Annotated in this window: 23 protein-coding genes and 1 pseudogene; 11 read left to right on the forward strand and 13 right to left on the reverse strand. The window is 64.3% G+C overall.

Going from position 1 to position 24443, the window contains the following annotated elements; translation table 11 throughout:
- Window positions 1-3: 3 nt before the first annotated feature.
- Window positions 4-882 carry a LysR family transcriptional regulator gene (locus A3CW_RS0117425; RefSeq protein WP_028204716.1) on the reverse strand — a complete coding sequence of 293 codons (879 nt, stop codon included), beginning with the start codon at window positions 880-882 and terminating at the stop codon, window positions 4-6.
- 9 nt (window positions 883-891) lie between these two features.
- On the reverse strand, window positions 892-1044 hold the full coding sequence (locus A3CW_RS52370; RefSeq protein ID WP_154677965.1) for a hypothetical protein: 153 nt from the start codon (window positions 1042-1044) through the stop codon (window positions 892-894).
- Between A3CW_RS52370 and A3CW_RS0117435 the strand changes: the two genes are divergently transcribed.
- Entirely contained in the window at window positions 1043-2518 is a 1476-nt protein-coding gene (locus A3CW_RS0117435) for an MFS transporter (protein WP_028204717.1), read from the forward strand. The two genes, A3CW_RS52370 and A3CW_RS0117435, sit on opposite strands and share 2 nt — an antisense overlap.
- 39 nt (window positions 2519-2557) lie before the next feature.
- On the opposite strand, the gene A3CW_RS0117440 is transcribed toward A3CW_RS0117435, so the two are convergent.
- The 3 genes from A3CW_RS0117440 to A3CW_RS0117450 form a co-directional block, all read right to left on the reverse strand.
- Window positions 2558-2905: a BON domain-containing protein gene (locus A3CW_RS0117440; protein WP_051481545.1), complete on the reverse strand. Its 348-nt coding sequence runs from the start codon at window positions 2903-2905 to the stop codon at window positions 2558-2560.
- Window positions 2906-2948: 43 nt separating this feature from the next.
- Complete coding sequence (locus A3CW_RS0117445; RefSeq protein WP_051481533.1) at window positions 2949-4154, reverse strand: porin; 1206 nt, start codon at window positions 4152-4154, stop codon at window positions 2949-2951.
- Window positions 4155-4321: 167 nt separating this feature from the next.
- The gene (locus A3CW_RS0117450; RefSeq protein WP_028204720.1) at window positions 4322-5422 is read right to left on the reverse strand and encodes a M14 family metallopeptidase; all 1101 of its coding nucleotides are present in this window, start codon (window positions 5420-5422) and stop codon (window positions 4322-4324) included.
- A gap of 123 nt (window positions 5423-5545) precedes the next feature.
- Here A3CW_RS0117450 and A3CW_RS0117455 point away from each other — a divergent pair, with 123 nt between their 5' ends.
- Window positions 5546-6442, forward strand: a complete 897-nt coding sequence (locus tag A3CW_RS0117455; protein ID WP_028204721.1) for a LysR substrate-binding domain-containing protein — start codon at window positions 5546-5548, stop codon at window positions 6440-6442.
- 42 nt (window positions 6443-6484) lie between these two features.
- On the opposite strand, the gene A3CW_RS0117460 is transcribed toward A3CW_RS0117455, so the two are convergent.
- The gene (locus A3CW_RS0117460; RefSeq protein ID WP_028204722.1) at window positions 6485-6706 is read right to left on the reverse strand and encodes a hypothetical protein; all 222 of its coding nucleotides are present in this window, start codon (window positions 6704-6706) and stop codon (window positions 6485-6487) included.
- 368 nt (window positions 6707-7074) lie between these two features.
- Here A3CW_RS0117460 and A3CW_RS53620 point away from each other — a divergent pair, with 368 nt between their 5' ends.
- Entirely contained in the window at window positions 7075-7230 is a 156-nt protein-coding gene (locus A3CW_RS53620; protein ID WP_154677966.1) for a hypothetical protein, read from the forward strand.
- On the opposite strand, the gene A3CW_RS0117470 is transcribed toward A3CW_RS53620, so the two are convergent.
- On the reverse strand, window positions 7216-8490 hold the full coding sequence (locus A3CW_RS0117470; protein WP_035513191.1) for an NRAMP family divalent metal transporter: 1275 nt from the start codon (window positions 8488-8490) through the stop codon (window positions 7216-7218). The genes A3CW_RS53620 and A3CW_RS0117470 overlap by 15 nt on opposite strands.
- Window positions 8491-8834: 344 nt before the next feature.
- Between A3CW_RS0117470 and A3CW_RS0117475 the strand changes: the two genes are divergently transcribed.
- From A3CW_RS0117475 to A3CW_RS0117495, 5 genes are all read left to right on the forward strand, one after another.
- Window positions 8835-10733: a potassium transporter Kup gene (locus A3CW_RS0117475; RefSeq protein ID WP_051481534.1), complete on the forward strand. Its 1899-nt coding sequence runs from the start codon at window positions 8835-8837 to the stop codon at window positions 10731-10733.
- Window positions 10734-10770: 37 nt separating this feature from the next.
- Window positions 10771-11328: a sugar O-acetyltransferase gene (locus tag A3CW_RS0117480; protein WP_028204725.1), complete on the forward strand. Its 558-nt coding sequence runs from the start codon at window positions 10771-10773 to the stop codon at window positions 11326-11328.
- A gap of 148 nt (window positions 11329-11476) precedes the next feature.
- Window positions 11477-12286 (forward strand): class I SAM-dependent methyltransferase, encoded by an 810-nt coding sequence (locus A3CW_RS0117485; protein WP_028204726.1) that lies wholly within the window; start codon window positions 11477-11479, stop codon window positions 12284-12286.
- 51 nt (window positions 12287-12337) lie between these two features.
- Complete coding sequence (locus A3CW_RS0117490) at window positions 12338-13711, forward strand: LLM class flavin-dependent oxidoreductase (RefSeq protein ID WP_028204727.1); 1374 nt, start codon at window positions 12338-12340, stop codon at window positions 13709-13711.
- Between the two features lie 139 nt (window positions 13712-13850).
- A complete protein-coding gene (locus A3CW_RS0117495; protein WP_028204728.1) occupies window positions 13851-14789 on the forward strand; it encodes a DMT family transporter in 939 nt (312 codons plus the stop codon).
- A gap of 104 nt (window positions 14790-14893) precedes the next feature.
- Here A3CW_RS0117495 and A3CW_RS53860 read toward each other — a convergent pair.
- Window positions 14894-15646, reverse strand: a pseudogene (locus tag A3CW_RS53860) (alpha/beta hydrolase family protein); the annotation flags it as partial.
- Between the two features lie 95 nt (window positions 15647-15741).
- Here A3CW_RS53860 and A3CW_RS0117505 point away from each other — a divergent pair.
- Together A3CW_RS0117505 and A3CW_RS0117510 are read left to right on the forward strand one after the other, a co-directional pair.
- A complete protein-coding gene (locus tag A3CW_RS0117505; protein ID WP_028204729.1) occupies window positions 15742-16662 on the forward strand; it encodes a LysR substrate-binding domain-containing protein in 921 nt (306 codons plus the stop codon).
- Window positions 16663-16774: 112 nt separating this feature from the next.
- Entirely contained in the window at window positions 16775-18004 is a 1230-nt protein-coding gene (locus tag A3CW_RS0117510) for an MFS transporter (protein ID WP_028204730.1), read from the forward strand.
- Window positions 18005-18171: 167 nt separating this feature from the next.
- Here A3CW_RS0117510 and A3CW_RS0117520 read toward each other — a convergent pair whose 3' ends face one another.
- Complete coding sequence (locus A3CW_RS0117520; RefSeq protein ID WP_028204731.1) at window positions 18172-18702, reverse strand: isochorismatase family protein; 531 nt, start codon at window positions 18700-18702, stop codon at window positions 18172-18174.
- A gap of 122 nt (window positions 18703-18824) precedes the next feature.
- Here A3CW_RS0117520 and A3CW_RS0117525 point away from each other — a divergent pair, with 122 nt between their 5' ends.
- Complete coding sequence (locus A3CW_RS0117525) at window positions 18825-19091, forward strand: hypothetical protein (RefSeq protein ID WP_028204732.1); 267 nt, start codon at window positions 18825-18827, stop codon at window positions 19089-19091.
- A gap of 156 nt (window positions 19092-19247) precedes the next feature.
- Here the strand turns inward: A3CW_RS0117525 and A3CW_RS0117530 are convergent, their stop codons facing one another.
- The 4 genes from A3CW_RS0117530 to kdpC are packed head-to-tail and all read right to left on the reverse strand — an operon-like array spanning window position 19248 to window position 24441.
- Window positions 19248-19958, reverse strand: a complete 711-nt coding sequence (locus A3CW_RS0117530; RefSeq protein WP_028204733.1) for a response regulator — start codon at window positions 19956-19958, stop codon at window positions 19248-19250.
- The gene (locus A3CW_RS46665) at window positions 19955-21574 is read right to left on the reverse strand and encodes an ATP-binding protein (RefSeq protein WP_081771705.1); all 1620 of its coding nucleotides are present in this window, start codon (window positions 21572-21574) and stop codon (window positions 19955-19957) included. The genes A3CW_RS0117530 and A3CW_RS46665 overlap by 4 nt, the downstream gene beginning before the upstream one ends.
- Before the next feature lie 55 nt (window positions 21575-21629).
- Window positions 21630-23723, reverse strand: coding sequence for a potassium-transporting ATPase subunit KdpB (kdpB, locus tag A3CW_RS46670; protein WP_035513193.1), 2094 nt, complete (start codon window positions 23721-23723; stop codon window positions 21630-21632).
- 13 nt (window positions 23724-23736) lie between these two features.
- A complete protein-coding gene (gene kdpC / locus A3CW_RS0117545) occupies window positions 23737-24441 on the reverse strand; it encodes a K(+)-transporting ATPase subunit C (protein ID WP_028204734.1) in 705 nt (234 codons plus the stop codon).
- Window positions 24442-24443 lie beyond the last annotated feature (2 nt).

Genomic DNA, 24443 nt, shown 5'->3' on the forward strand with positions numbered 1-24443 from the left:
GCATCACACCAGCAGTTGCCGCGCCAGCACTTCCCTCGCTTGTGCCACGGTGTCCCGTTCGCCGGGATGCGGCGGCACGAGCGAGAACACCGCGTCGGGCAGGACCGGCAGCCGGTGCTTCGGGCCGAGCCGCACGAGGCCCTCGCCGATTGCCGATGCGCACAGGCATCCCACACCCAAACCGGCTGCGAGCATGGACTGCAGCCCGGCCACGCCCGACGCGCTGTGAACGAGCACGTAGGGTATGTCGCTTTCTTCGAGCGAGCGCACCGCGACCTGGTGCATCATGCAGTCGCCCGGCAGCAGCACGAGCGGCAACGCTTGCGGCAACTGCTCGGCGAGCGTCGGCGACGCGACCCAGTAGAGCGGTTCGCGCAGCAACTCCCAGCGCGCGTCCGCGTCGGTGGCCGCAGGCCGGAACGGGCCGCTCGACAGATGCATGACCACGCCGAGATCGACCTGCCGCTTCGCATACGCGACCTCGATATCGGCGCTCTTCATCGCGCTCACGTGCAAGCTCAGCTGCGGATAGCAGTCGCGCAGCCGCACGAGCAAACCGGCCACCTCGTTGGTGCGGAAGTACTCGGTGATCGCCACGCGCAGCTCGCCCTTGATGGCCTGGCCGCGCACGTCGTCGAAGGCGGCTTCGTTGAGCGCCACGAGACGCCGCGCATGTTCGAGCAGACGCGTGCCCGCGGGCGTAAGCTCCACGCCACGCTTGCTGCGCACGAAAAGCGGCATGCCTGCGCGCGCCTCGAGCTTGCGCACCTGCTCGCTGATCGTGGATTGCGAAAGATGCAGCAGCGGCGCCGCCGCCGAAAGGCTGCCCACGTTCGCCACGGCCGCGAACGTCTTCAACTGGTCGAATTCGAAGCCACGCATGACATTCCACTACCCATCGAGTAAGTCGATGGATAGTACCATCAATTCCCGCTTTTCCGTCAGATCGAGGTCGACCACAATGTCGACTGGACGCTCACGCTGCGCGTCCATTGGATAGCGCAGCCTGACGAAATCCGGCCCTTTATCGCTGAGCACACTCATGTCTGACAATACGTACGCGGCCTGCACCGTGGCGTCCCGCGCCACCATCGATGCCGATGCCAGCCACGGCCATCACGGCTGGGCGCTGGTCGTTTTGCTGGTGGGCGCGATTCTGCCGCCGCTCGACTACTTCATCGTGAACCTCGCGCTGCCCGCCATCCGCGACGGACTCGGCGCGAACGCGTCCGAACTCCAGCTGGTCGTCTCGGCCTACGCGTGCGCGAATGCCGTCATGCTGATCACGGGCGGGCGCCTCGGCGACCTGTACGGCCGCAAGCGCATCTTCATGGTGGGCATGGCGGGCTTCGTCGTCGCCTCCACGTTTTGCGGCCTCGCCACCAGCGGCACGGCGCTCGTCGCCGGGCGCATCCTGCAAGGCCTGTTCGCCGCGACCCTCGCGCCGCAGGTGCTGGCCACGATCCGCAGCGTATTCACGCCGCACGAGCAGGTGCGCCTGATGGGGCTTTATGCCTTCGTTTTCGGCGTGGCCGCCGTGATCGGCCAGCTGGGCGGCGGCGCGCTCATCAGCCTGCACCCGTTCGGTCTGGGCTGGCGCGCGATCTTTCTCGTCAACCTGCCTATCGGCGTGTTCGCGCTCATCGGCAGCTGGCGTTTCATCCCGGAAAGCCGGCCGCCGCGCGGCAAGCGCATCGACGTGCCGGGCACCCTGCTGCTGTCGCTGTTTCTGCTGATGCTCGTTTATCCGCTCACGCGCGGACGCGAGTCGGGCTGGCCGTTGTGGATGCTCGCCTGCCTCGCCGGCTCGCTGCCCATGCTCGGCCTGCTGCTGCGCGTGGAGTGGCGCAGCCTCGTCAATGGCAGGGATCCGCTGCTCGACGTGCGCCTTTTCCGCAATCCGGTCATTGCGCTCGGCCTCGTGCTGGCGTTCCTCTTCTATACGATGAGTGCGTTCTTCCTGACCTACGGCATTTATCTGCAAGGCGGCCTGCATTGGACGCCGCTCGCTTCGGGACTCGCGATCCTGCCGTTCGGCATCGGCTTCCTTTCCAGCCCGCTGTTGATGCCGCGCCTCGTGCACCGGTTCGGCGGCTACCGCGTGCTAACGCTGGGCTTCGTGATGCTCGCGGGCGGACTCGCGATTGCGGCTGCGCTCGCGGGCGTGGCGGAGCCCGGCGCCGGGTTCTATCTGGGACTCGCGGCGATCGGCATCGGCCAGGGGCTCGTTTTGCCTTCCGTCGTGCGCATCGTGCTGGCCGAAGTGGAGACCGAGCGCGCGGGCATCGCCTCGGGCATGGTCACGGCGACGCTGCAAATCGGCGCCGCCGTCGGCGCGGCGACGCTAGGCGGCCTGTTCTTCTCGACGCTCGGCGCGGCGCCCGGCGTCATCGACTACGCCCATGCGTTCAGGACGACGATGTTCGCACTCGTCGCGATCCTGCTGCCCTGCGCGCTGCTCTCCACCGCGCTGGGACCGCTGCATCGACGCACGCATGCGAACGATCCCCGCACGTAAACCAATGCGAGCGCTGGCTGGATTCCCTGCGTACCCTGGCTAATGCGCGACGGCCTTGATCGTCAGCGCATTGTTGACCATCGACACACCGGTCACGCCCTGAGCGACTCGCGTGGCGGCATCCACCTGGCCCTGCTCCGGCACCGAGCCGAGCAACGTCACGGCGCCGTTGCGCGCTCGCACGTTCACGTTGGTCACGTCCACGGCTTTGTCCTTGCCCAGCGCCTTGCGCACGGCCTTTTCAAGCGTGTGGTCCGCCTTGCGGACGGCCTTGGCCGATGATGCGGCGGCCGCTGGAACCAGGGAAGCGGCGGGCTGCGCCTGCACGTTGAGCGCAGCCAACGCCGCGGCAGCGCCGACAATAACGGCGAGCTTTTGAATACCCATGGTGGTCATGTTGCTCCGTTTTGGTTGTTGGGCGTCGCCCGGATCAAAAGGTCGTGCGAATGCCAACGTTGCCGCCGACCGTCGTGCCCGGCGGCAGGCCGAGACCTTCGGCAGCCAACCCGAGACCTTGCAGCCCCCCCACGCCACTGCCGCCGCTCTCGACGGAAAGACCCGAACCGAGGCACACACCGTTGTGCGCGCACGTGTTGTTGACGAGGCCAACCTGCGCATATAGCGCCGTGCGTTTCGAGAGGAAGAACTGAGAGCCGATCGCGCCCATCACCGAGTGCCCCCCGGAGTTCACGCGGTCCTGCTGGTAGTACACGCCGGCATTCAGATCGAGGTACGGCAGCGGGAAATAATCGAAGCCACCGCTATAGATGTTCACACTGGTATTAGTCGAATACATCAGTGCCGGGTTCACGGAGACCGGCACGCTGTTCGCCCTGAAGTTGGCGAACGCGGCCTTGGCAATCAGGCCGCCGAATTTGTAGCTCATCCCCGCGGTATAAGCGCGGACGTTGATCGGATAGAGTTCGCCGATGCTCGCGAGTGCACTATCGGCTGCGTTGTTGGCGCTGATGTACGCCGCCGCGGCGAGGAACGTGCCGTTGGTGTACCTCGCGCTGACCGACCACGCGCGGCCGGTCTGGAACGAACCCGCCACACCGCCCAGTGCGAACAGGCCCGCCGCCTGGAACCCGCCTATGTCGGGCGACGTATAAGACACCGCATTGGGCATGAAGACGGCGGCGATCAGACTGTTTTCGCTGACTGGAGTAAGAATGCTGCCGAATTCGCCGGCACCGCGCGGATCGAGGGCGTAAATGATGTTGAAGAACGGCGAGATCTGCAGGCCGGCCAAGACCGTACCAAAGCCGCCCGACACACCGACCTCGGCGATACGGTTGAACAGCCCGTTGTTGCCGCCCGGGTTATCGAAACCGCCGTTGGCCAGATTGATACCGCTTTCGAGCTTGAATTCCGCCTTGACGCCGCCGCCCAGATCTTCCTTGCCTGTCAAACCCCACAACGAAGGCGAGTAGCCCGCGTTGGTGAGCTGGAACACGTGGCCAGTCCCCGTCCCGCCATTGAATTCCGGAGTCGAATGACTCAGATACATCATGCCGACATCGGCGATACCGTACAGCGTCACGCTCCCGTCCGCATACGCCGCGCTTGCCGCGCAGAGTGACGCGGCGGCCACACCTGCCTTGAGTGGCCATTTCCATTGCTTCGCCATCTTCATGAGTCTCCTGCCTTTAGATAGGGTCTTTAAAATAGTTATTCGCGGTCTCGCTGATGACTAATCCGGAACATTAATTTCGGATTCCGTAACATCTATCATTTGAGCGTCGTAAGAGCCCGGCGTTTTATGTCCCCGCTACGCTTTCTGAATGCAACCTGGCGTCGTCTCTAAGCGGTTACGTCCGAATCACCTTCGGAAAGTCCGGCGACGGCCTGCCAGGCCACGACACGCATCTGCCCGAGAACCAACCCCTTCCATTCGTCGTTGTCGCAGTAGAACGCATCCTTCAGGTTTTGCCGGATCTGCGCGGCGGCGGCCCCGGTTTCCGGGTGACGGTGGAGCCAGTGATCGGCGCGCAGCGCCTGCAACACGTGCAAGGGTTCGTAAGTGCCGAATTCGAGGCCTAGCGTCGTCTTTTCGACGCCGGGGAACTCGTCGTACGAAAGCGTGATGATCGGGCCTTGCACGTCGGCCGAAATCGAACCCGGTTCATGGATCGGCTTCACGTCGTTGCCCCACCAGCGCCGTGCTCTCTGCAGTTCGGCGCGATCCGTGCTCATGAAGATCTTTTCACCGTGACCATACGGGCCCAGTCCCGTATGAAGATCGATCCACGCAAACCGGCGATAGCCGCCGGCGTGCGCGCGCAGCACCGAGTGAACGGTCTGCGTGCTCCAGCTCGTTTGCGCCCCGCCGTAGAACATCCCGTCCGGCACGGCGTACTGTCCCTTCGACACCGTATTGCGCAACGCCTCTTCCCCATGCGTCTGAATGTAAGCCCCGAGAGCGGCCTGGTTGGCCGCGTCGGGCGGCCAGGATGCCGGCAGCAACAAGGGATCGAGTTCTCCGTACCCGGGATTCGAATCGGCCAGCGCCGAATAGTCCGCGCTATTGCGATTCAGATCGACGTTGTCTTCGTTCACCCGGCGCAGATGCGCGAATCCGTAGGGGTTGACGCCGTGAATCATCAACAGCGCGACGCCGCGCCGTTTCGCTTCGGCAAGGAAGGCCGCATCCTCGAGCAATCCGACCTGACAACCCGATCCGCAGAAACCCTCGACCCCATGCGTGCCCGACGTGACGATGAGCAGCGCACGAGTGTCCGCAGGCGCGTGGATCGCGAGATCAATCGACAGGCTCCCGCCATCTGGACCGAGCGCCGTGGGATGCACGATCTGCTTCAGTTCGAACCCGCCAGCGCGCGCCGCCTCCGTGAATCTCTTGCGCGCCTGCGCATAGGAAGCGGAGAAATATTTTTTTATTACCATGCGGTGACCCCGATGAGATGCACGCGAGGCGTGCGTTCGGTCACAATGATCATGACTAACGCACACACGCACAAGGCAATAAAAAAACGGCCTTGATAACGTTTTTTTATCCCATGGAGCAGAATGAAACTTCGTCAATTGCGGGTATTCCTGAGTGTCGCCGAGCAGGGCAGCTTGCATGGCGCCGCGCGCGCGCTGCGTTTGACGCAACCCGCCGTCACGGTCACGATCCGCGAGCTGGAAAGGACACTAGGCGTGCCGCTCGTCGTGCGATCGGTCAACGGCGTCGCGCTCACCGAATATGGCGTCGTGTTTCAGCGCCGCGCGCGCATGCTGGTCAACGACGTGCGGCACATTCATGAAGAACTGTCGACCATGCTCAGCGGTGCGGGCGGTGAGGTCGCTGTGTCCGTCTCGTCGGCCGTTGCCTGTGCCTTGCTGCCCCAGGCGTTTGGGCAGTTTCGCGCGCAGAATCCCGATACATCGGTTACTGTTCGCGAATTGGCGCTGCCTGCCGCACTCCACGCGCTGCGTGACGGAGATACCGATTTCGCGGTCATCACGGCTGTCGCGGACACGCAATGGCCCGATTTCGTCGAGCGGCGAAAAATCATGTCGATGCCGCTGCTGGTCGTGGCGCGCCAAGGCCATCCCCTCGCGCAGGCACGCTCGATGTCGATGCTGCATACCGCGGAATGGCTCGTGCCTTGCGAGCCCGGCGACCAGATCGACAAGGGGTTCAGCGCCTACTTCCACTCGCTGGGTCTGTCCGCACCCAGCAGGATCATGCGCTGCCAGGCATTGGCGCCGTCCGTCGCCTTGATCGCGAAGACCGATGTGATTTGCGTGGCCACGTTGCCGACGTTCCAGCTCGAGATGAAGCGCCGCAGGATCCGTGAGCTGAAGATTAGCGAGTCGTTTCCCGACATGGACGTCTACGTCGTGCAAAGGCGCGAACGCCCGCTCACCTCGGCGGCCTCGCGCTTTCTCTCCTGCCTCGAGGAAGCGGCGATGCGGTGAAGCGCTTTCGTTTATATTGGATACCTAACTATATTTTCCGCCTCACTGCCCCTGGTCACCCACGGGAGGAAATACATTCCAGTAACCGTCGTCGTGCTGAAAGAAGAACAGCGCGTGAAATCCCGTTGTCTGGCGCGTCTCTACGCACACGTAGCGCGCCCTGCCCGAAGGGGTATGGCCAAACGCGGTGACATGCACCGGCGAGGTCGGTGCGAGCCATTTTTCGACCTGATAACGCAGTGACTGCGTCTTCGTGCGTCTCATCTGGTCCTCCCAGAGATCGGTTAGTTTTGCAGCCTCTTCGCCGGAAACCGCGAAAACACCCTGCACAAACCGAACGTTCTTGATGCAGGGCGCAATTCTTACCGCGTCGCATCAAGTGTTTGAGAAAGCACTTTAACTATAGCCAGAAAAGCCTTTCGCAACATCGATTTCAGCAAGATAGCAACAAAACAACAGAACCGGGAAACGCGCGTCCGGCCGCATCGGGCGACCCTGGCTGATGCGCCGCACCAGGCTGTGAAATGAATGGAAACGTATGCGACGTGTGAGGCGCGTCGTCCCGGCGTATCCTGATTCCATGGCAGCTGGCAACCGGGATCTTTTGACTGGCGATCGAAAAGATGAGACACGTGTACGTTGCGATTTACATCTTGTTGTTGATAGCCGTTGTCGTCGGCGTGGATATTATTTTCCTCAAAAATCTGTTCTGGCTACGACTGGCCGTGAACATCGGCATTGTCGTGGTGTTTGCCGCCGTCTACTTCGCACTATTAAAGAATCTGTAAGCCAGCGATCGCGGGTAGAGGAGGGAGACCCAGCACCGCGCCCCAGACACCAACGGCACACACAACCGCACCCACGAAAATAACGAGCCACAGATAAACCCCGCGAGGCCGATACCGTTGCGGGAGCGCGGTGAGGCTCAGGGCGACGAGCAACCCCAACACGAGCGGCAACATCAGCGTATTGACCACCTGCGCCGCAACGTTCAGGGAAACGAGGTCGGGCGCGAGCCAGACAGCCCAGGCACTGCCTGCAACGGCCAGCGCATACGCGCCGTAGAACCAGGGCGCGCGGTCGGGACGGTCCTCGAGCGAGGCCCGGTACCCGAACACATCGCCGAGACCCCATGCCAGCGCGAGTGAACTCACGATGGCTGCCACCAGCGCCGCACCGAGCACGCCCGCGCCAAATAGCAGACGGCCTGCAAACGGGCCCGTTACGGCAACGAGCGCATTGCTGATTTCGCCGATGCTGTCGAGGGAGCGCGGCTCGCCATGCGCCGAAAACGTCGCCGCCGCAGCGACGAGCACCGCTGCCGTCAGCAATTGCGTGAGGACCGCACCGACCGCCGTCTCGACTCTGGCCGACGCGAAGTCCTTCGCCGTGAGGCTGTCCGCGACCGCCGCCTGCTGATAGAACACCATCCACGGATTGAACGTCGCGCCAATGAGCGCCGCCGCCAGATAGCCGGACTCACGGCCGCCCGCCGCGAGGTGAGTCATTTGCGGGACCATGACCTGGAGTTTGTGGCGCGCACTCCATGCGACGGCGAAGAACGTCAGGTCGAATGCGCCGATGGCAATGGCGATCCGGTCCACGCGCTTGTGCGAGCCCGTGAGCACGATGCCGGTCAACAGGATGACCGCGAGCGGCAGCGTGACGGCGCGCGATACGCCATACATTTCCCCCACGCCCGCAACGCCCGTGAACTCCGTCACGAGCGACCCCAGCACGGCCACGACCAGCCCCGCCGCGGCCAGCGCCGCCCAAACCGGTCCGAAGCGCGAGCGGATGAGTTCGCCATAACCCCGCCCGGTGAATATGCCGAGGCGAACGGTCAGTTCCTGAACCATGTAGAGCAGCGGGACCAGCGCAAGCAGCACCGGCAAGAGCCGCAGCCCCGTTTGCGCGCCGGCCTGCGCGGCCGTCACGACGTTGCCGGCGTCGCAGTCGGCCAGCATCACGAGGAGCCCAGGGCCCCACAGGGCGAGCCGCCGTAGCCCTCGCGAAACGGTTTCTTTGAGCGTCGGGAGACGGGTCATGCGTCTGAAAGGATGCGCCTGTAGTATCTGTCGCGCGATTGTAGCGTGCGAGTCGGGACCCGCTGTTCCTGCGCGCAATCGACCACACTTTGGGGATACGACATGACGACGACCTGGCTCCTTCTGGGTTGCGGCTTTGGTGGGGGCCTTCTAATTGCAATCTGGGGGATCTGGAGCCTCAGGCAACCGGACGCCCACGACAATCGCGCGGACATAGCAGCGGTGGCGCCTGCCTCCCGATCGCAGCCTTGAGGCCGCGCTACCCCCATCAGCCGCAAGACCAGGCCTGACGTTTGTGCTCCGCAGCCCGTCCCGAGGGACGTTGAATTTCATTTTCCTTACCCATGGCCTCCATATCCGCGCGTTCATCCAGTCAAACTACAGACGTCCCTCCCGCCCTGATTCTGGGTGCCATAGGCGTGGTTTTCGGCGACATCGGAACCAGCCCGCTCTACACCTTGCGCGAATGCCTGAAAGCCGCCGGCGGAATTAGCCAGACCAACGTATTCGGGATCGTGTCGCTGATCCTCTGGTCGATCATCATTGTCGTGACGCTCAAGTACGTGAGCTTCGTCATGCGTGCGGACAACGACGGCGAAGGCGGCATTCTCGCGCTCACGGCACTGGCCGCTCGCGTGGCGCCCGTGCGTCTGCGCACCGTGCTTCTGACGCTCGGCGTGTTCGGCGCCGCGATGTTTTATGGCGACTCGATGATCACGCCGGCGATTTCGGTCATCTCGGCAGTGGAAGGCGTCGAACTCGTGGATCCTCATCTGGCCACGTGGGTCGTGCCTATCTCACTCGTTATCCTGACCGGCCTGTTCAAGCTTCAAAAACACGGCACGGCCACGGTCGGAAAAGTCTTTGGACCGGTCATGATCGTCTGGTTCCTGACGCTCGCCGTACTTGGCGTCGCTCATATCGCGCACAACCCCGGCATATTGCGCGGCGCAATGCCGTCTTACGCATTGAGCTTCGTGGCGCACGCACCCGGTACGGCATTCGTCGTCCTCGGTTCCGTGTTCCTTGCCTTGACGGGCGGCGAAGCGCTCTATGCGGACATGGGGCACTTCGGCAAGACGCCGATCCGGTTCGCGTGGCTGCTGCTCGTGCTGCCAAGCCTCGTTCTCAACTACTTTGGCCAGGCCGCGCTCGTCCTGTCGACCCCCTCGGCACTCACGCAGCCATTCTTCTCGCAGGCGCCGGGTTGGGCACTGCTTCCGTTGGTGCTGCTGGCAACAGCCGCGACGATCATCGCTTCGCAGGCCGTCATTTCCGGCGCGTTTTCCATGACGAAGCAGGCTGTCCAGCTTGGCTTGCTGCCGCGCATCCCCGTCATCCACACTTCGACGCACGAAGTCGGTCAGGTCTACGTACCGTTCATCAACATCTCGCTCTATGCGGCGGTCGTATTCCTCGTCGTGTTCTTCCGCTCTTCCGATAACCTCGCGGCCGCCTATGGCATTGCCGTCGCCTCGACGATGCTGCTCACGACGCTGCTCATGTACTTCATCACCCACTGCCTGTGGAACTGGAAACCGGTCGCAACGCTGGCGGTGATCGGGCCGCTGGCCGTCGTGGATGCGATATTCGTCGCGAGCAATGCGAGCAAGGTCCTCGACGGCGGATGGTTTCCGCTGCTGGCAGGCGGCGTGCTGTTCACCATCATGACGACATGGCATCGCGGGCGGGAAATGGTCGTCGAGCGTGTGAAAAGCGACAACCTGCCGCTTCCGGCATTCATTCACTCGTTGTGCGACGGATCGCACCCGCCTCCCCGCGTGGCCGGAACGGCGGTGTTTCCGGGCGGCGTGCCCGGCATGACGCCGAGCGCGTTCATGCACAATCTCAAGCATAACGGCGTGATGCACGAGACCAATATCTTTCTGGCCGGTACGACTGAGAACGTTCCGCATGTACCCGAAAGCGAGAAAGTCTCCGTTAGCGATCTTGGGCACGGTTGCTACGCGGTCGCAGCGCGTCACGGCTTCATGGAAATGCCCAACGTGCCGGCACTCCTCCTGCTCGTACAGAAGCAGATACCCGCATGGCAGTACGAGCCCGCAGCCACCTCGTTCTTCCTGGCCCGCGACACGATCCTCGCAACGGCACAGAGCAAAGGCATGTCGCTATGGCGCGAGAAGCTGTTCGCGTTCATGGCGCGCAACGCAGCGCAGGCGGCCGAGTACTACAGCCTGCCCGCGAACCGGGTCGTCGAGATGGGTGGACAAATCAACCTCTAACGCACACGGTCCGGCGCATCATTGGAGAAAGCAACGCATGGCGAATGACGACCGCACCACGATAATTGCCAGACGAACGCCGGAATCCGCGGCCATGACCGCCAACCTCAAACGCGCGATGGCGATCACCGCCAGGATCAACCGGTTGACCTTCGACGATGCCGATGAAGTCCGGGCCTTGTTCGGCGAACTCGTCGGCAAGAAGGTCGACGACAGCTTTCTGTTGATCCCACCGTTCTACACGAGCGGCGGGGTCGAGATCCGCGTCGGGCGCAACGTCTTCGTCAACCAGAATTGCACTTTCTATGACCTGGGCGGCCTCGACATTGCCGACGACGTGATGATCGGCCCGAACGTGAGCCTCATTACGTCCGGGCATCCCGTCGAACCTTCCCGGCGGCGCGAGGGCGTCGTCGCAAAGCCCATCGTGATCGAGAGGAACGTCTGGATCGCCGCCGGCGCGACCATCATCGGCGGCGTAACCGTCGGCGAGAACTCGGTGGTGGCGGCAGGGTCCGTGGTCACGAAAGACGTTCCCCCGAATACGCTCGCCGGCGGAAATCCGGCGCGCGTCATTCGTTCAATTGCGGAATAAGGAACGGCCCCCTCGGTTTGAAAATCCGCTATAGCAGCGGAATCGCCGCGCTCGCACTCGCGCAACTATGAATAGCTCAATTGCTTGTTTGTAGTGAGATAACCGATCGGCAAGAATGGCCCTGGCAAACTTTGGTCAGGACCACGATATGTCGAACGCGCCCAGCCTTCAACTCGATTCCGCCACGCTCGTCGAAAAATACGACCGGCTTGGCATTCGCCAGTTTCATCACGGTCTGCAACTGCTCGACGTGCTCGGCTTGCGCGAAGGCGAACGCGTGCTCGACGTGGGTTGCGGCACGGGCCGTCTCACCGGATCGGCGGCGCAGCGCGTGGGCGCACACGGTGAAGTGCTCGGCCTCGATCCGTTGCCGCTGCGCGTGCAACGCGCGCTCGAACGCGCGCAGGGCCGATTCGCCGCGCGCGTCGGCCGCGCCGAAGCGCTGGAAACGGTGCCCGCTGCGCACTACGACGTGGTGTATTTCAACAGTGTGATTCACTGGATCCCCGATCAGGCGCAGGCGCTGCGCGAAGCGTGGCGTGTGCTCAAGCCAGGCGGCCGGATCGGCTTCACGACCATGCCCGAAGAAGCCCCACACGATCTGCATGTGGTGCTGCACGCGCTATTTGCAGGCGAGCCCGAATGGCAGCGCGCCGGAATCGGCGCGCCGAACAAGCTCACGCGCGAGCGCTCGGCAGCCCTGCTCCGGGGCGCCGGCTTCGAGGTGACGCACAACGAGATTCGCACTTTCGGCGACACCTTCGACAACGTCGACGATGTGCTTGCCTTCAGCCGGTCCAGTTCGTTTGGCAATTTCCTCTCCTCGCTCACGCCTGAAGACATCGCTCACGTGCGCGCACGGCTCGCGAGCACGCTCGAAGCGCATCGCAGCGCGCGCGGCTATGCACTCACGCGGCGCATGATCATTGCGACGGCGCACAAGCCGCTCGCGCATTGAATCCTTGCCTTCCGTTCCGTAGCGAACGCCAACCACAATCGAGGAGCACACATGAGCGCAGCACCGCGACGCCAGGGACAGTTGAGCCTCGGCGCCTTCCTGATGGAGACGGGCCACCATATCGCCGCGTGGCGTCATCCCGATGCGCACGCCGCCGGCGGCCTCGATTTCGCGCACTACGCCGAACTGGCGCAAACGGCCGAGCGCGCCAAATTCGACGCCATCTTTTTCGCCGATAGCGTGAGCGTGCGCGACACCCATGTACCTTCGCTCTCGCGCACCGCACGCGCCGATCATTTCGAGCCGACCACGCTGCTCTCGGCGCTCTCGGTGGTCACGAAACACATCGGGCTCATCGCCACGGTGTCGACCTCGTTCAACGAGCCCTATAACGTGGCCCGCAAATTCGCCTCGCTCGACTATCTGAGCGGGGGCCGCTCGGGCTGGAATCTCGTAACGTCGAGCACGGAAACCGAAGCGCACAACTTCAGCCTCGACAAGCATCTCGATCACGCCGTGCGCTACGAGCGCGCGAAAGAGTTCTACGACGTGGTCTCCGGCCTTTGGGACAGCTGGGAAGACGACGCCTTCATTCGCGACAAGGCGAGCGGCATCTACTTCGACCCGCAGAAGCTGCACACGCTGGACTATCGCGGCAAGCACTTCAAGGTGCGCGGTCCGCTCAACGTCGCGCGTTCCCCGCAGGGCTGGCCCGTCGTGGTGCAGGCGGGCGCTTCGGAAGCCGGCAGGGAACTCGCGGCGCAAACCGCGGAAGTGATTTTCGTCGCGCATCAAACACTCGATGAAGCGAAGCAGTTCTATCGCGACGTGAAGGAGCGGCTCGCGCGTTACGGCCGCCGCCCCGAGCATCTCAAGATCATGCCGGGCATTTTCCCCGTGATCGGACGCACACAGGAAGAAGCGCAGGAGAAGTTCGACGCGCTGCAGGCGCTGATCCATCCGAGCGTGGGATTGCAACTGCTCGCGAACATGTCGGGCGGCCTCGACCTCTCGCAGTATCCCGTGGACGGCCCCGTGCCCGACCTGCCGGAGACCAACGGCGGCAAGAGCCGGCAACGCCTGCTGCTCGATCTCGCGCGGCGCGACAACCTCACGATACGCGATCTTTATCTGCGCATTGCGGGCGCGCGCGGGCATCAACAAGTGATCGGCACGCCGCAGAGCATAGCCGACCAGCTTCAGCAATGGTACGAGGAAGAGGGCGCCGACGGCTTCAATATCATGTCGCCGTGGCTGCCTGGCGGCCTCGACGAATTCGTGCAGTACGTGGTGCCCGAATTGCAGCGTCGCGGGCTCTTTCGCACGGAATATACGGGGCGCACGCTGCGCGAGCATCTTGGCTTGCCTCGTCCCGCGAACCGCTTCGCCACGCAGCGGGAAGACGCATTGCGCGTCGCATCCTGATTCTGTCCGTCGACAATCCACATTTCGTTCCAGGCCGAAATATTCGCACCGAAGATGCCCGCATACTGTCGATACACGCGCGATCCCTGGCGCGTGGAACCGTCATCTCACCTCGTCTGCGTGAAACCGGGCGCCCAGCATGCAAACATCGACCGCGAGCAAATCGGCCGGACTCGACCTGCTTTTGCTCCTCGCACTATCCACGCTTTGGGGAGCGTCCTATACGTTCATCAGAGTCGGCGTGACGACCATCCCGCCGCTCACGCTAATCGCCGCGAGAACGTCGATTGCCGGAACGCTCCTGCTGCTCTGGATGCTGTGGCAGCGCATTCCGATACCGCAAGACCCGGCCGTGTGGCGTCGCTTCGCCGTGCAGGCACTCCTGAATAGCGTGATTCCCTTTACCTTGATCGCATGGGCCGAGCGCTCGGTGGAAGCCGGTCTGGCGACCATCCTCAATTCGACTTCACCTGTCATGGCGTTCCTCGGCACGTGGCTAATCACGCGCCACGAACAGGTCACCGCGCGCAAGCTGTTCGGCGTCGCCGCGGGCCTGGCCGGGATATGCCTCGTGGTCGGCGTGAGCGCGTTCGAAGGACTCGGCCGGCAACTCGTCGCGCAGCTGGCGATCGTCGCCGCGACGATCTGCTATGCCGGCGCGGCGATCTACGGACGATCGTTCAAGGGACTCTCGCCGGTCGCACCCGCTGCGGGATCGCTCGTCGTGGGCGCGGTCCTGCTGGTCCCCGTGAGCCTGGTCGTCGACCGTCCGTGGACGCTTCATCCGTCGTTGCAATCGATCACAGCGCTGATCGGACTCGCCGTTTTTTCCACGGCGATCGCGTTCGTCATCTACTTCCGGCTCGTCCAGACGCTCGGCTCGGTCGGCACGACGGCGCAAGCCTATTTGCGCGTGCCGATCGGCGTGGCGATCGGCATTGCGTGGCTCGGCGAATCGCTCTCGACCTCGGCGTGGCTGGGACTCGGTTGCGTCGTTGCCGGTGTCGTCGCGATGACGCTGCCATCGGCCAGCCAATGCCGCGCGAGCGGCCACAGGCTGCGCTCGAATCGCGAGTGAAAAAACGCGAAGTGCCCGATGCTGCGCTCGCCAATTGAGGCGGGCGCGATGCGTACGTGTGTCGACTGGCTCTGTGTGAAATAGCGTAGCGTGCGTTCGATCGCGCGGATCGTGCCGAACGGATCATCGGGGAAGCTGACGGCGAGAATCGGCGCATGCATGTTGCCAAAACGAGCGACGATGCCCGCGCGCTGCTCGGGCGTGCGCGCAAGCGACCCTTTGCTGAGCGTGTCTTCAAAGCGGGCGCGGCCCCGGCTCCAGATCTTCGCGACGCCGCGCGGCGTGTCCTCCATCCATCCGAACCAGGATGCGGGGAAATACCCCATCAGGCCGGTCAAAACCGGCATCACGACATGCCATTTCCAGAGCATGAGCGGCATGCTGCGCGGCGCGTAATCGCGCCAATATGCGTACTGCGTGCCGACCGTGAAGACGCGGCGAATGAGACGATTCGACGGCGCGAGCCCGATCAGGAAGCCGCCGATGCTATGCCCCACGACGTCGATCGGCCGCCCCGGGAACATGCTTCGCGCGTAGCGCAGCACCGCTTCGAAATCGCATTCGCCCCATTCCAGCCAGCTCGCGTCGAGCGTTGCGAGCGCAACGGGCTGTGAAGCGCCAATGCCTCGGTAGTCGTAGACCAGCACGTCGAAACCTTGCTGGTGCAGCCATGCGGCAAAGCGGAAATAGTAATGGCAGCGCACCGACGTGGCCGAATTGACGATGACCACCGGACGCGACGCGTCCGCGTTCAGCCGGGCGTGACGACGCCACACATAAGCGCGAAGCGTAAAGCCATCGGCGGCGGTGATGGCGACGGCGAGAGGACGCGCCTCGCCCGGATCGGCTGAATCCATGAACGTGCTCCATGAAGAAACCTGAGTGTCGATTTCACTTGACCTTGGCCGCCCGTTCAATCAATCTTTGCGCTGCTTTCGCATGAGGAATACGCATGTCAGTGCCGCTCGTGAAACTCCCTCCTCTCGACCTCATTCGCGGCTTCGTCGCGGTGGGCCGGCGCATGAGCATCACGCTCGCCGCCGACGACCTGTGCGTGACCCAATCCGCCGTGAGCCGCCAGATCGCCGCGCTCGAAGAGGCGCTCGGCGTGCGCCTTTTCAACCGCGGCTATCGTTCGATCTCGCTCACAGCGGAGGGCGAGCGCCTGCTGCGCGTTGCGGACAGCGCGGTGCAGCAGCTGCAGGAAATCGTCGGCGCGCTGGCCGCGCGCGAGACGCGCCAGCCCGTGACGATCACCGCCAGCATCGGCATTGCCGGCCTGTGGCTGCTGCCGCGTATCGGCGAGCTGCAACGCCTGCTTCCCGATATCGATCTGCGCCTTGCAACCTCCGAGAAAGTGCTCGATCTGCGCGCCGAGGGCATCGACCTCGCTCTGCGTTACGCGCCGGCCCGCATTGCGCCGGAGGCGGCGAATCGCGCGGTACATCTGTACGACGAATATGTATTGCCGGTCGCGCATCCTTCGTTGAACGTGAAGAAGCTCGACGCGGCCACGCTCGCGCGCCACGTGCTGCTCGAATTCGAGGGCGTGCGCCGGCCGATGCTGCGCTGGGCAGATCATCTGGGCACACGCGGCCTCGCCAGCGCGCCGCTTCGCGGCGTGCTGCGTTTCAACCAGTACGACCAGGTCATTCAGGCTGCCATTGCCGGCCGCGGTATCGCACTCGGGCGCCTCGCCCTCGTGCAGCCGCTGCTTGCCGACGGCAGGCTCGCCGCGATCGGCAATGCGCCCGCCGAGGGCCCGACCGGCTATGCCTACTGGCTGCATCAGGCCGACGAAGCGCCGCGCGACGACGTGCGCGCCGTCATCGACTGGATCGTCGAGCAGGCTCGCCAAAGCCAAATCGCATGAGCAGAGCGCATGCGAAGCGTGCCAAAAACTCGCTTGAGCCGACTCGCCGTCCCGCGCTCTACTAGACGCAACACGGCGCAACTGCGAAGCGCCAGGCGCGAGGAGGCGAACGATGAGCGGGATGGACGATGCATGGCGCCGCCGCTGGCTGCTCGTGATCGCGGGTGGCGTAGTGATGGGCGCGGCGCTCGGCGTGCGCAACGTGCAAGGGCTTTTCCTGTTGCCGGTCACGCTCGAGCGCGGCTGGTCGCGCGAGACGTTCGGCCTCGCGCTCGCGCTGCAAAACCTGCTGTGGGGCGTTGCGCAACCGCTCACGGGCATGATCTCCGACCGCTTCGGCTCCGCGCGCGTGATCTTCGCGGGCGCCCTGCTCTACGCGCTTGGACTCGCGATGATGGCGCTGAGCGCGACGCCAGGCATCTACACGTTTGGCGTGGGCGTGGTGCTCGGCGTTGCACTGTCCGGAACCGCGTTCGGCGCCGTCTATGGCGCGCTCTCGCGGCTCTTCGCAGCCGACCAGCGTAGCTGGGCGCTGAGCGTGGCGGGCATGTTCGGCGGCCTGGGCCAGTTCTGCGTCGTGCCGCTCACGCAAGGGATGATCGGCAGATTCGGCTGGGTCACCGCCATTCTCGTGCTCGCCGCCGTCATGCTCGCCAGCGCGCCGCTCGCGGCATGGCTGCGCGATCGTCCGGCGGAGCGCAGCGGCGCGATCGATACGCACGACACACTGCGCCGTGCGATTGGCAAAGCGTTCGCGCATCGCGGGTTCTGGCTGCTCAATCTGGGCTTTTTGTCGTGCGGCTTCCAGCTTGCGTTCATCGGCGCGCACCTGCCGGCATATTTGCTCGACAAAGGCATGAGCGCGCGCGAAGCGAGTCTGGCGCTCGCGCTGATCGCGTTGGCCAACACCGCGGGTACGTTTTTATGCGGTTACGCGGGGGGATTTTTGCGCCGCAAGTATCTGCTCTCGGCAATCTATTTCGCACGGGCGGGCGTAATGGCACTGTTCCTCGCCTTGCCGCTCTCGCCCCTCACGCTCTATGTATTCGCGTTCGCGATGGGGTTCATGTGGCTCGGCACCGTGCCGCTGACGAGCGGGATCGTTTCGCAGATGTTCGGCGTGCGCTATATCTCGACGCTCTTCGGCTTCGTGTTTCTCGGCCATCAGATCGGCAGTTTCTTCGGCGTCTGGCTGGGCGGCGTGGTGTTCGACGCGACACATAGCTACGGTCCGCTCTGGCAGGGCTCGATTGCGCTCGGCATCATTGCAGGATTGATGCACTTGCCGATCGACGACGAGCGGGTCGTGCAGCGCGCCATGATCGCGGGCCAGCGTTCGTGAGCGAGGCGTTGGCCGTGCGCATCGTGCAGATCACGCTGGCTATTTCATTCGTAGCGCTTATTGTCTGGACGTTCGCGGAGTATCTCGCGCCGTCGACGATGCTTGCCTTGCTCACTGGCGCCGCGTTTTGCCGATGATCGAGCCGCTTTTGGCCGGCTGGTGGCCGCTTACTTGATCAACTGCAGTATGTCGCGGAATCGCGGGTGCTGGCTCGAGCGCAGCCATTCGAACGCGACCATCTCGACCGTCGCCACTTCGGCGCCCGCCTTGTTCAGCCGCGCAATGGCCGCGTCTTTGTCGACGGCTTTGCGCGAACCCATCGCATCGATAACGAGCGTGACCGATAGGCCGCGACGCAGCAAACCGATTGCCGTTTGCAACACGCAGACATGCGCCTCGCATCCCGCGACGATGGCTCGGGTTCGCCCTTCAGGCAGCGCTTCAAACAGACCATCGGCGGTAGCGTCGAAATGGTGCTTTGCAACAGTCATCGAGCACAGATCTTTTATTTCCTGCGCGTTTTCGCCGAGTGCGCCCGGATTCTGTTCTGTCCCGATGACCGGAACATCCAGACCTCGAGCAATCCGCCCGAGCCTGAGGGCTTGCGCGGTAACGGATGCGCCGTCGTGAATCGCAGGCATCAGTCTCGTTTGCAAGTCGATCAGAACTACGATCGATTCAGAAAGGCTATGCAGCATCACGAATCCTTTTCGCAGATTGCAGTGCGCAAAAGTGGCACCTGTCAGGGATATTACTAAGTATGCGACAAATGGTCGCCATGCGACTCTATGTCCCAATGCCATTCCCCATGGAGCCAGGCATGCAAGCAGAGACGCTAAAGAAAGCAAGAGCCGCCACTCTTCTCACCCGGTCGGCGCTGTGTCTGATGCTGTTGCCAGTTGCCTGTCTTGTCTGGGCGCTCCAGGCGTATCCGCCACAAGAAGCGATTTGGGTTTGCTTCTCGCTGGCAATCTATATCTGGCCATTCGCCGGAGTCCTGTTTGTGATCTCGGCGGGATTCCACGTCGGCACCCACGGTCGCCGGCTCGAAAAGGACGCCGGATTCCGCGAGGCGCATGGGCACTAACTAGCCTGCGCCGTTATGCCAGACGATCTGCTGTCGTTGCCCGTATAGAAGCCTGCTGGAAACAGCAGGCTTCTGAAGCGCGACCTGGCCGTTTGTCAGGACTGCCGATATGCATGGTTAGCTAACCTTATCGACGCCCCGGCTATCGCCATGGCGTCACTGACCTTTGGATTCGAGGCCAGTGAGCCGGTAGCCAACCTGCAATTCGGTGATCAGGAACTTCGGACGCGCAGGATCCTCTTCGAGCTTCTGCCGGATGCCGGCCATATACACGCGCAGGTATTGCGGCCGATCGACATAGGTCGGCCCCCAGACATCGAGCAGCAACTGCCGATACGTCAGCACCTTGCCATAGCCGCGAATGAGCGCGGCAAGCAGGCGGAACTCGGTTGGCGTGAGGTGGACCGGCGCGCCTGCGCGGGTCACTTCATACGTCGCCAGATTCACCCGGATTTCGCCGAACTGAACGGTCGCGTCGCCCGTGCCGGCGACGCTCACGAAACTCGCGCGCCGCAACTGCGCCTTCACGCGGGCGATGAGTTCGGGCACGCCGAATGGCTTCGTCAGATAGTCGTCGGCGCCGAGATTGAGCGCCTCGACCTTCTCGCTCTCGCGATCGCGCGCCGAAAGCACCACCACCGGCGTGCGCGACCAGCCACGCAAATCGCGGATCAGCGCCTTGCCGTCTTCGTCGGGCAGCCCGAGGTCCACGATCACGAGATCGGGCTGCCGCGTGCTGCACTCCACACGGCCCTGGGCTGCGTCCGCCGCCTCGAACACGCTCATCCCCTCGCGCTCGAGCGACATGCGCACGAAGCGCCGGATATCGGCCTCGTCTTCGACGATCAGCACACGGGGCTTGCTCATGCAGTGGGTTCCTCCAGAAAATCGGGTGGTGTGCGCATCGGCAGGCTGATGGTGAAGCGCGCGCCGCGCGGCTCGCGATTTTCGCATTCGATCGCACCGCCGTGCGCCTCGACGATGGTTCGGCATAGCGCGAGGCCGAGCCCCACACCCGTGATAGACGACTCCTTCACACCGCGCGCAAATGCCTCGAACAGGCGCTCGCTTTCGATGCGCGGCAAGCCCGGCCCGTCGTCCTCCACGACAACGTGCACACGGTCGCCCACAGCGTGCGCGCGAACGGTGACGGTGGAGCCGGGCGGCGTGTATTTCACGGCGTTGTCGATCAGATTCACGAGCACGCGCTCGAACGCAATGGCGTCGAGTTCGATGAGCGGCAGTCCGGCGGCGAGATCGGTACGGGTACGGTGCGCGTCGAGCGACGTGCCGAGCCGCGCGAACGCACTGCCGACGATTTCGTCGAGCGCGTGCCACTCCTTGTTCAGGCGCACGCCCTCGCCCTGCATGCGCGCGAGATCGAGCAGATTGGTCACCAGCCGATGCAATCCTTCGGTTTGCAAACGAATGGCGCGAGACACCACGCGGCGTTCTTCGTCGGGCAGCGCATCGGCGCGTTCGAGCGTTTCGGCGAGGCCGCCGATGGCGGTGAGCGGCGTCTTCAGGTCGTGCGAAACCGCCGCGAGCAAGGCGTTGCGCAAGCGCTCACCTTCGACGCGCAGTTGCGCCGACTGCGCGATTTCGATGAAGTGGCAGCGCTCCAGCGCCAGCGCGATCAGCGAGCAGCACGCTTCGAGCAGTCCGCGCGCACTGGCGTCGGCGAGCGGCGCGCCGTCGGAGCCGACCAGAGCGATCACGCCGCGCGTGGCAATCGGCCCGCGCAGAGGCAGATAGAGCGCCCGCGCCCCCGGCAACGCCGCCGTGCCCGCGCCCGCGGGCTGCAGATGCGCGAAACTCCAGTGTGCAATCGAGTCGTCGACGAAATCGGCCTCGCCGATCGTGCGCAGTGTGCCGCGCTCGCTCGCCACGACGAGCGCCACGCGCACCTGCACGAGCAGGGCGAGCGTTTGCGCGCACACGTGCGCGACCTCTTCCGCCGAGATCGCGCCCGAAAGCTCGCGCGCCACCCGCGCCAGCGCCGTGGCGCGGCGCTCGCCCGCCGTCGCCACCTGGGCCTTCTCGCGCAGGCCGGCGCCAAGCTGGCCCGTGACTAGCGCGACCACGAGTATCAGCGTGAACGTGAACAGATATTGCGTGTCGGAGACCGCGAAGGAAAAGCGCGGATCGACGAAGAAGAAGTCGAAGCTCCCCACGCTGAGCAGCGCCGACCACGCGCCGACGAGCCGCCCATATCGCAACGACAGCAGCACCACCACGAACAGGAACAGCATCACCACGTTCGAGGCCGCAAACACACGGAGCAGCTCGTTGGCCGCCAGCGTGGTCGCGCCGCAGGCGAGCAGCGCCGCGCCAAACCCGCCGGCTGGCGACGGGCTCTCCCGCGCATCGGCAAGCGCGCCTTCCCGCGCCAGCTTGCGCCGCCGCGCGCGCTTCGCGCTCATGCAGGCCATCAGTCTTTCAATTGGCGCGCGGTGGGCGCGCGCTTCGTCGTGCATGTCCATGAAACGAAAACCGGGGGCAATGCCCCCGTGTGTGGCTAATTCCGCTGTACGCGCCTCAGAGGAAAGGCGACACCAGCAGATCGATGAGCTTGATCCCGATGAACGGTGCGATGACACCGCCCACGCCGTAAATCAGCAGGTTTCGCGTGAGCAACGCCTGAGCCGGTTCGGCACGATAGCGCACGCCCTTCAACGCCAGCGGAATCAGCGCGACGATGATCAGCGCATTGAAGATGACCGCCGACATGATCGCCGATTCCGGGCTGTGCAGGCGCATCACGTTGAGCGCCGAAAGCGCCGGATACGTCGCGACGAATGCCGCCGGGATGATTGCAAAGTATTTTGCCAGATCATTCGCCACGCTGAAGGTGGTGAGCGCACCGCGCGTCATGATCATCTGCTTGCCGACCTCCACCACGCGCAGGAGCTTCGTGGGATTGCTGTCGAGGTCCACCATGTTGCCCGCTTCCTTGGCCGCCTGCGTACCGCTGTTCATGGCCACGGCCACATCCGCCTGGGCGAGCGCGGGCGCGTCGTTGGTGCCGTCGCCGGTCATGGCCACGAGGCGCCCTTCGCCCTGCAGCTTGCGGATGAGTGCGAGCTTGTCCTCCGGCGTCGCCTCGGCCAGGTAGTCGTCCACGCCCGCCTCCGCCGCGATCGCGGCGGCGGTGAGACGGTTGTCGCCCGTGATCATGACGGTCTGGATGCCCATGCCGCGCAGTTCGCTGAAGCGTTCCTTGATACCGCCCTTCACGATGTCCTTGAGCTCGACCACGCCCATCACGCGCTCGCCGTCGGCCACCACGAGCGGCGTGCTGCCGCGCCGCGCCACCTGCTCCACCGTCTGGCGGATTGCCGCGGGAAACGCGGCGCCGAGGCTCACGACGTGCTTTTCGACGGCGGACGCCGCGCCCTTGCGAATCTGCCGCTCGCCGATATCGACGCCGCTCATGCGCGACTGCGCACTGAACGGCACCGGCACGCTGCCGTGCAGCTCGCGCCCGCGCAAACCAAAGCGCTGCTTGGCGAGCACGACGATCGAGCGGCCTTCGGGCGTCTCGTCGGCGAGCGAGGCGAGTTGCGCCACATCCGCCAGCTCGTGCTCCTCGATGCCCGCGGCGGGCAGGAAGGTCGATGCCTGGCGATTGCCGAGCGTGATCGTGCCGGTCTTGTCGAGCAACAGCACGTCGACGTCGCCCGCGGCCTCGATTGCGCGGCCCGAGGTGGCGATCACGTTCGCGCGCATCATGCGGCTCATGCCGGCCACGCCGATTGCCGAGAGCAGCGCGCCGATGGTCGTCGGAATCAGGCAGACGAGCAACGCGATCAGCGCGGTGAGGCCGACGCGCGCGCCATGCCCGCTCAACGTGACGCTGAGCGACGAGAACGGCATCAAGGTCGCGCACACGAGCAGAAAAATCAGTGTGAGCGCAACGAGCAGGATGGTCAGTGCGATTTCATTGGGCGTTTTCGCGCGCCTGGCGCCTTCGATCATCGCGATCATGCGATCGAGGAACGCTTCGCCCGGATTGGCCGTGGTGCGGATGATGAGCCAGTCGGACAGCACGCGCGTGCCGCCCGTCACCGACGAAAAGTCGCCGCCCGACTCGCGAATGACCGGCGCCGATTCGCCGGTAATGGGCGATTCGTCGACGGACGCCACGCCGTCGATCACCGTGCCGTCCGCCGGAATCATCTCGCCCGCTTCCACGAGCACGATCTTGCCCGCCACGAGCTCGTCGCTCGGCACGAGATAAAAGGCGCTGGCGAATTCGGGTTTTTCGAGCACCCTCGCCATGACGCGCTTGCGCGCCGAACGCAACGCTGCCGCCTGCGCCTTCCCGCGCCCTTCCGCCAGCGCCTCCGCGCCGTTGGCGAACAGCACCGTGAACCAGAGCCAAACGGCCACGGCGAGAATGAAGCCGGGATGCACGTCGCCTCGCGCCGGGCCTTCGAACAGCGCCTGCACCCAGAGCAGCGTGGTCACGATACTGCCGACATAGACCACGAACATCACGGGGTTCTGCAACTGTGCGCGCGGCGAAAGTTTCGCAAACGCCTCGCCAATCACGCTGCCCCAGCGCGGGCGTTGTGCCGCCGGTGGCGCGGCCTCCTGCGCGGGAAGGCTGAATTCGTTCTGTACATTCATCGGGATACTCCGGTTACTGGATCGCTTGCGCCGTCGAGGACGACAGCGCGTCGAGCGCCAGATTGAGTTCGAGCACGTTCACGCGCGGGTCGCCCAGCACGCCGAGTTGCGGCGCCTTCGTGTGCTGCGCGACGAGCGCGCGCATCGGCTCCACGGGGAGGCCGCGAGCGCGCGCGACGCGCTGCGCCTGGAGAAGCGCGTTCGCCACCGAAATGTCGGGGTCCAGACCCGAGGCGGAGGCTGTCACCGCATCGACGGGAACCGGCGTGGTGCCGGCGAGCGCGTTTTCGCGCCGGTAGGCCGCGGCTCTCGACGCAACCTGTTCGATCAGCGCCTTGCTGGTCGGCGCGAGATTGCTGGCGCCGCTCGATTCCGAGTTGTACGGCTGCGCGACCGTCTGCGCGGGATTTTTTGGATCCGCGCCGAGCGTCGCGCTCGGGCGCGGATGGAAATAGCGCGCCTGCGTGAAGTCCTGGCCGATCTGCGCCGACCCGACCGCGCCGTGCTGCTTATCGATCAGACTGCCGTTGGCCTGCGAGGGCATTAGCACCTGAGCGATGCCCGTGGTCAGCAGTGGATAGGCCAGCCCCGTCAACAGCATGAAAAACACTGCCGACACCAGCGCCGGTCGCATCAACGCCCGTAGCGACGGCGCGGGTGACGCGGCGCCTTGCGCGGGTTCAGCGACCGCGCGCGCACTCTGCACATTCGAATTCATTC

The sequence above is a fragment of the Paraburkholderia nodosa DSM 21604 genome, from assembly GCF_000519185.1.
Classification (GTDB): Bacteria; Pseudomonadota; Gammaproteobacteria; order Burkholderiales; family Burkholderiaceae; genus Paraburkholderia; species Paraburkholderia nodosa.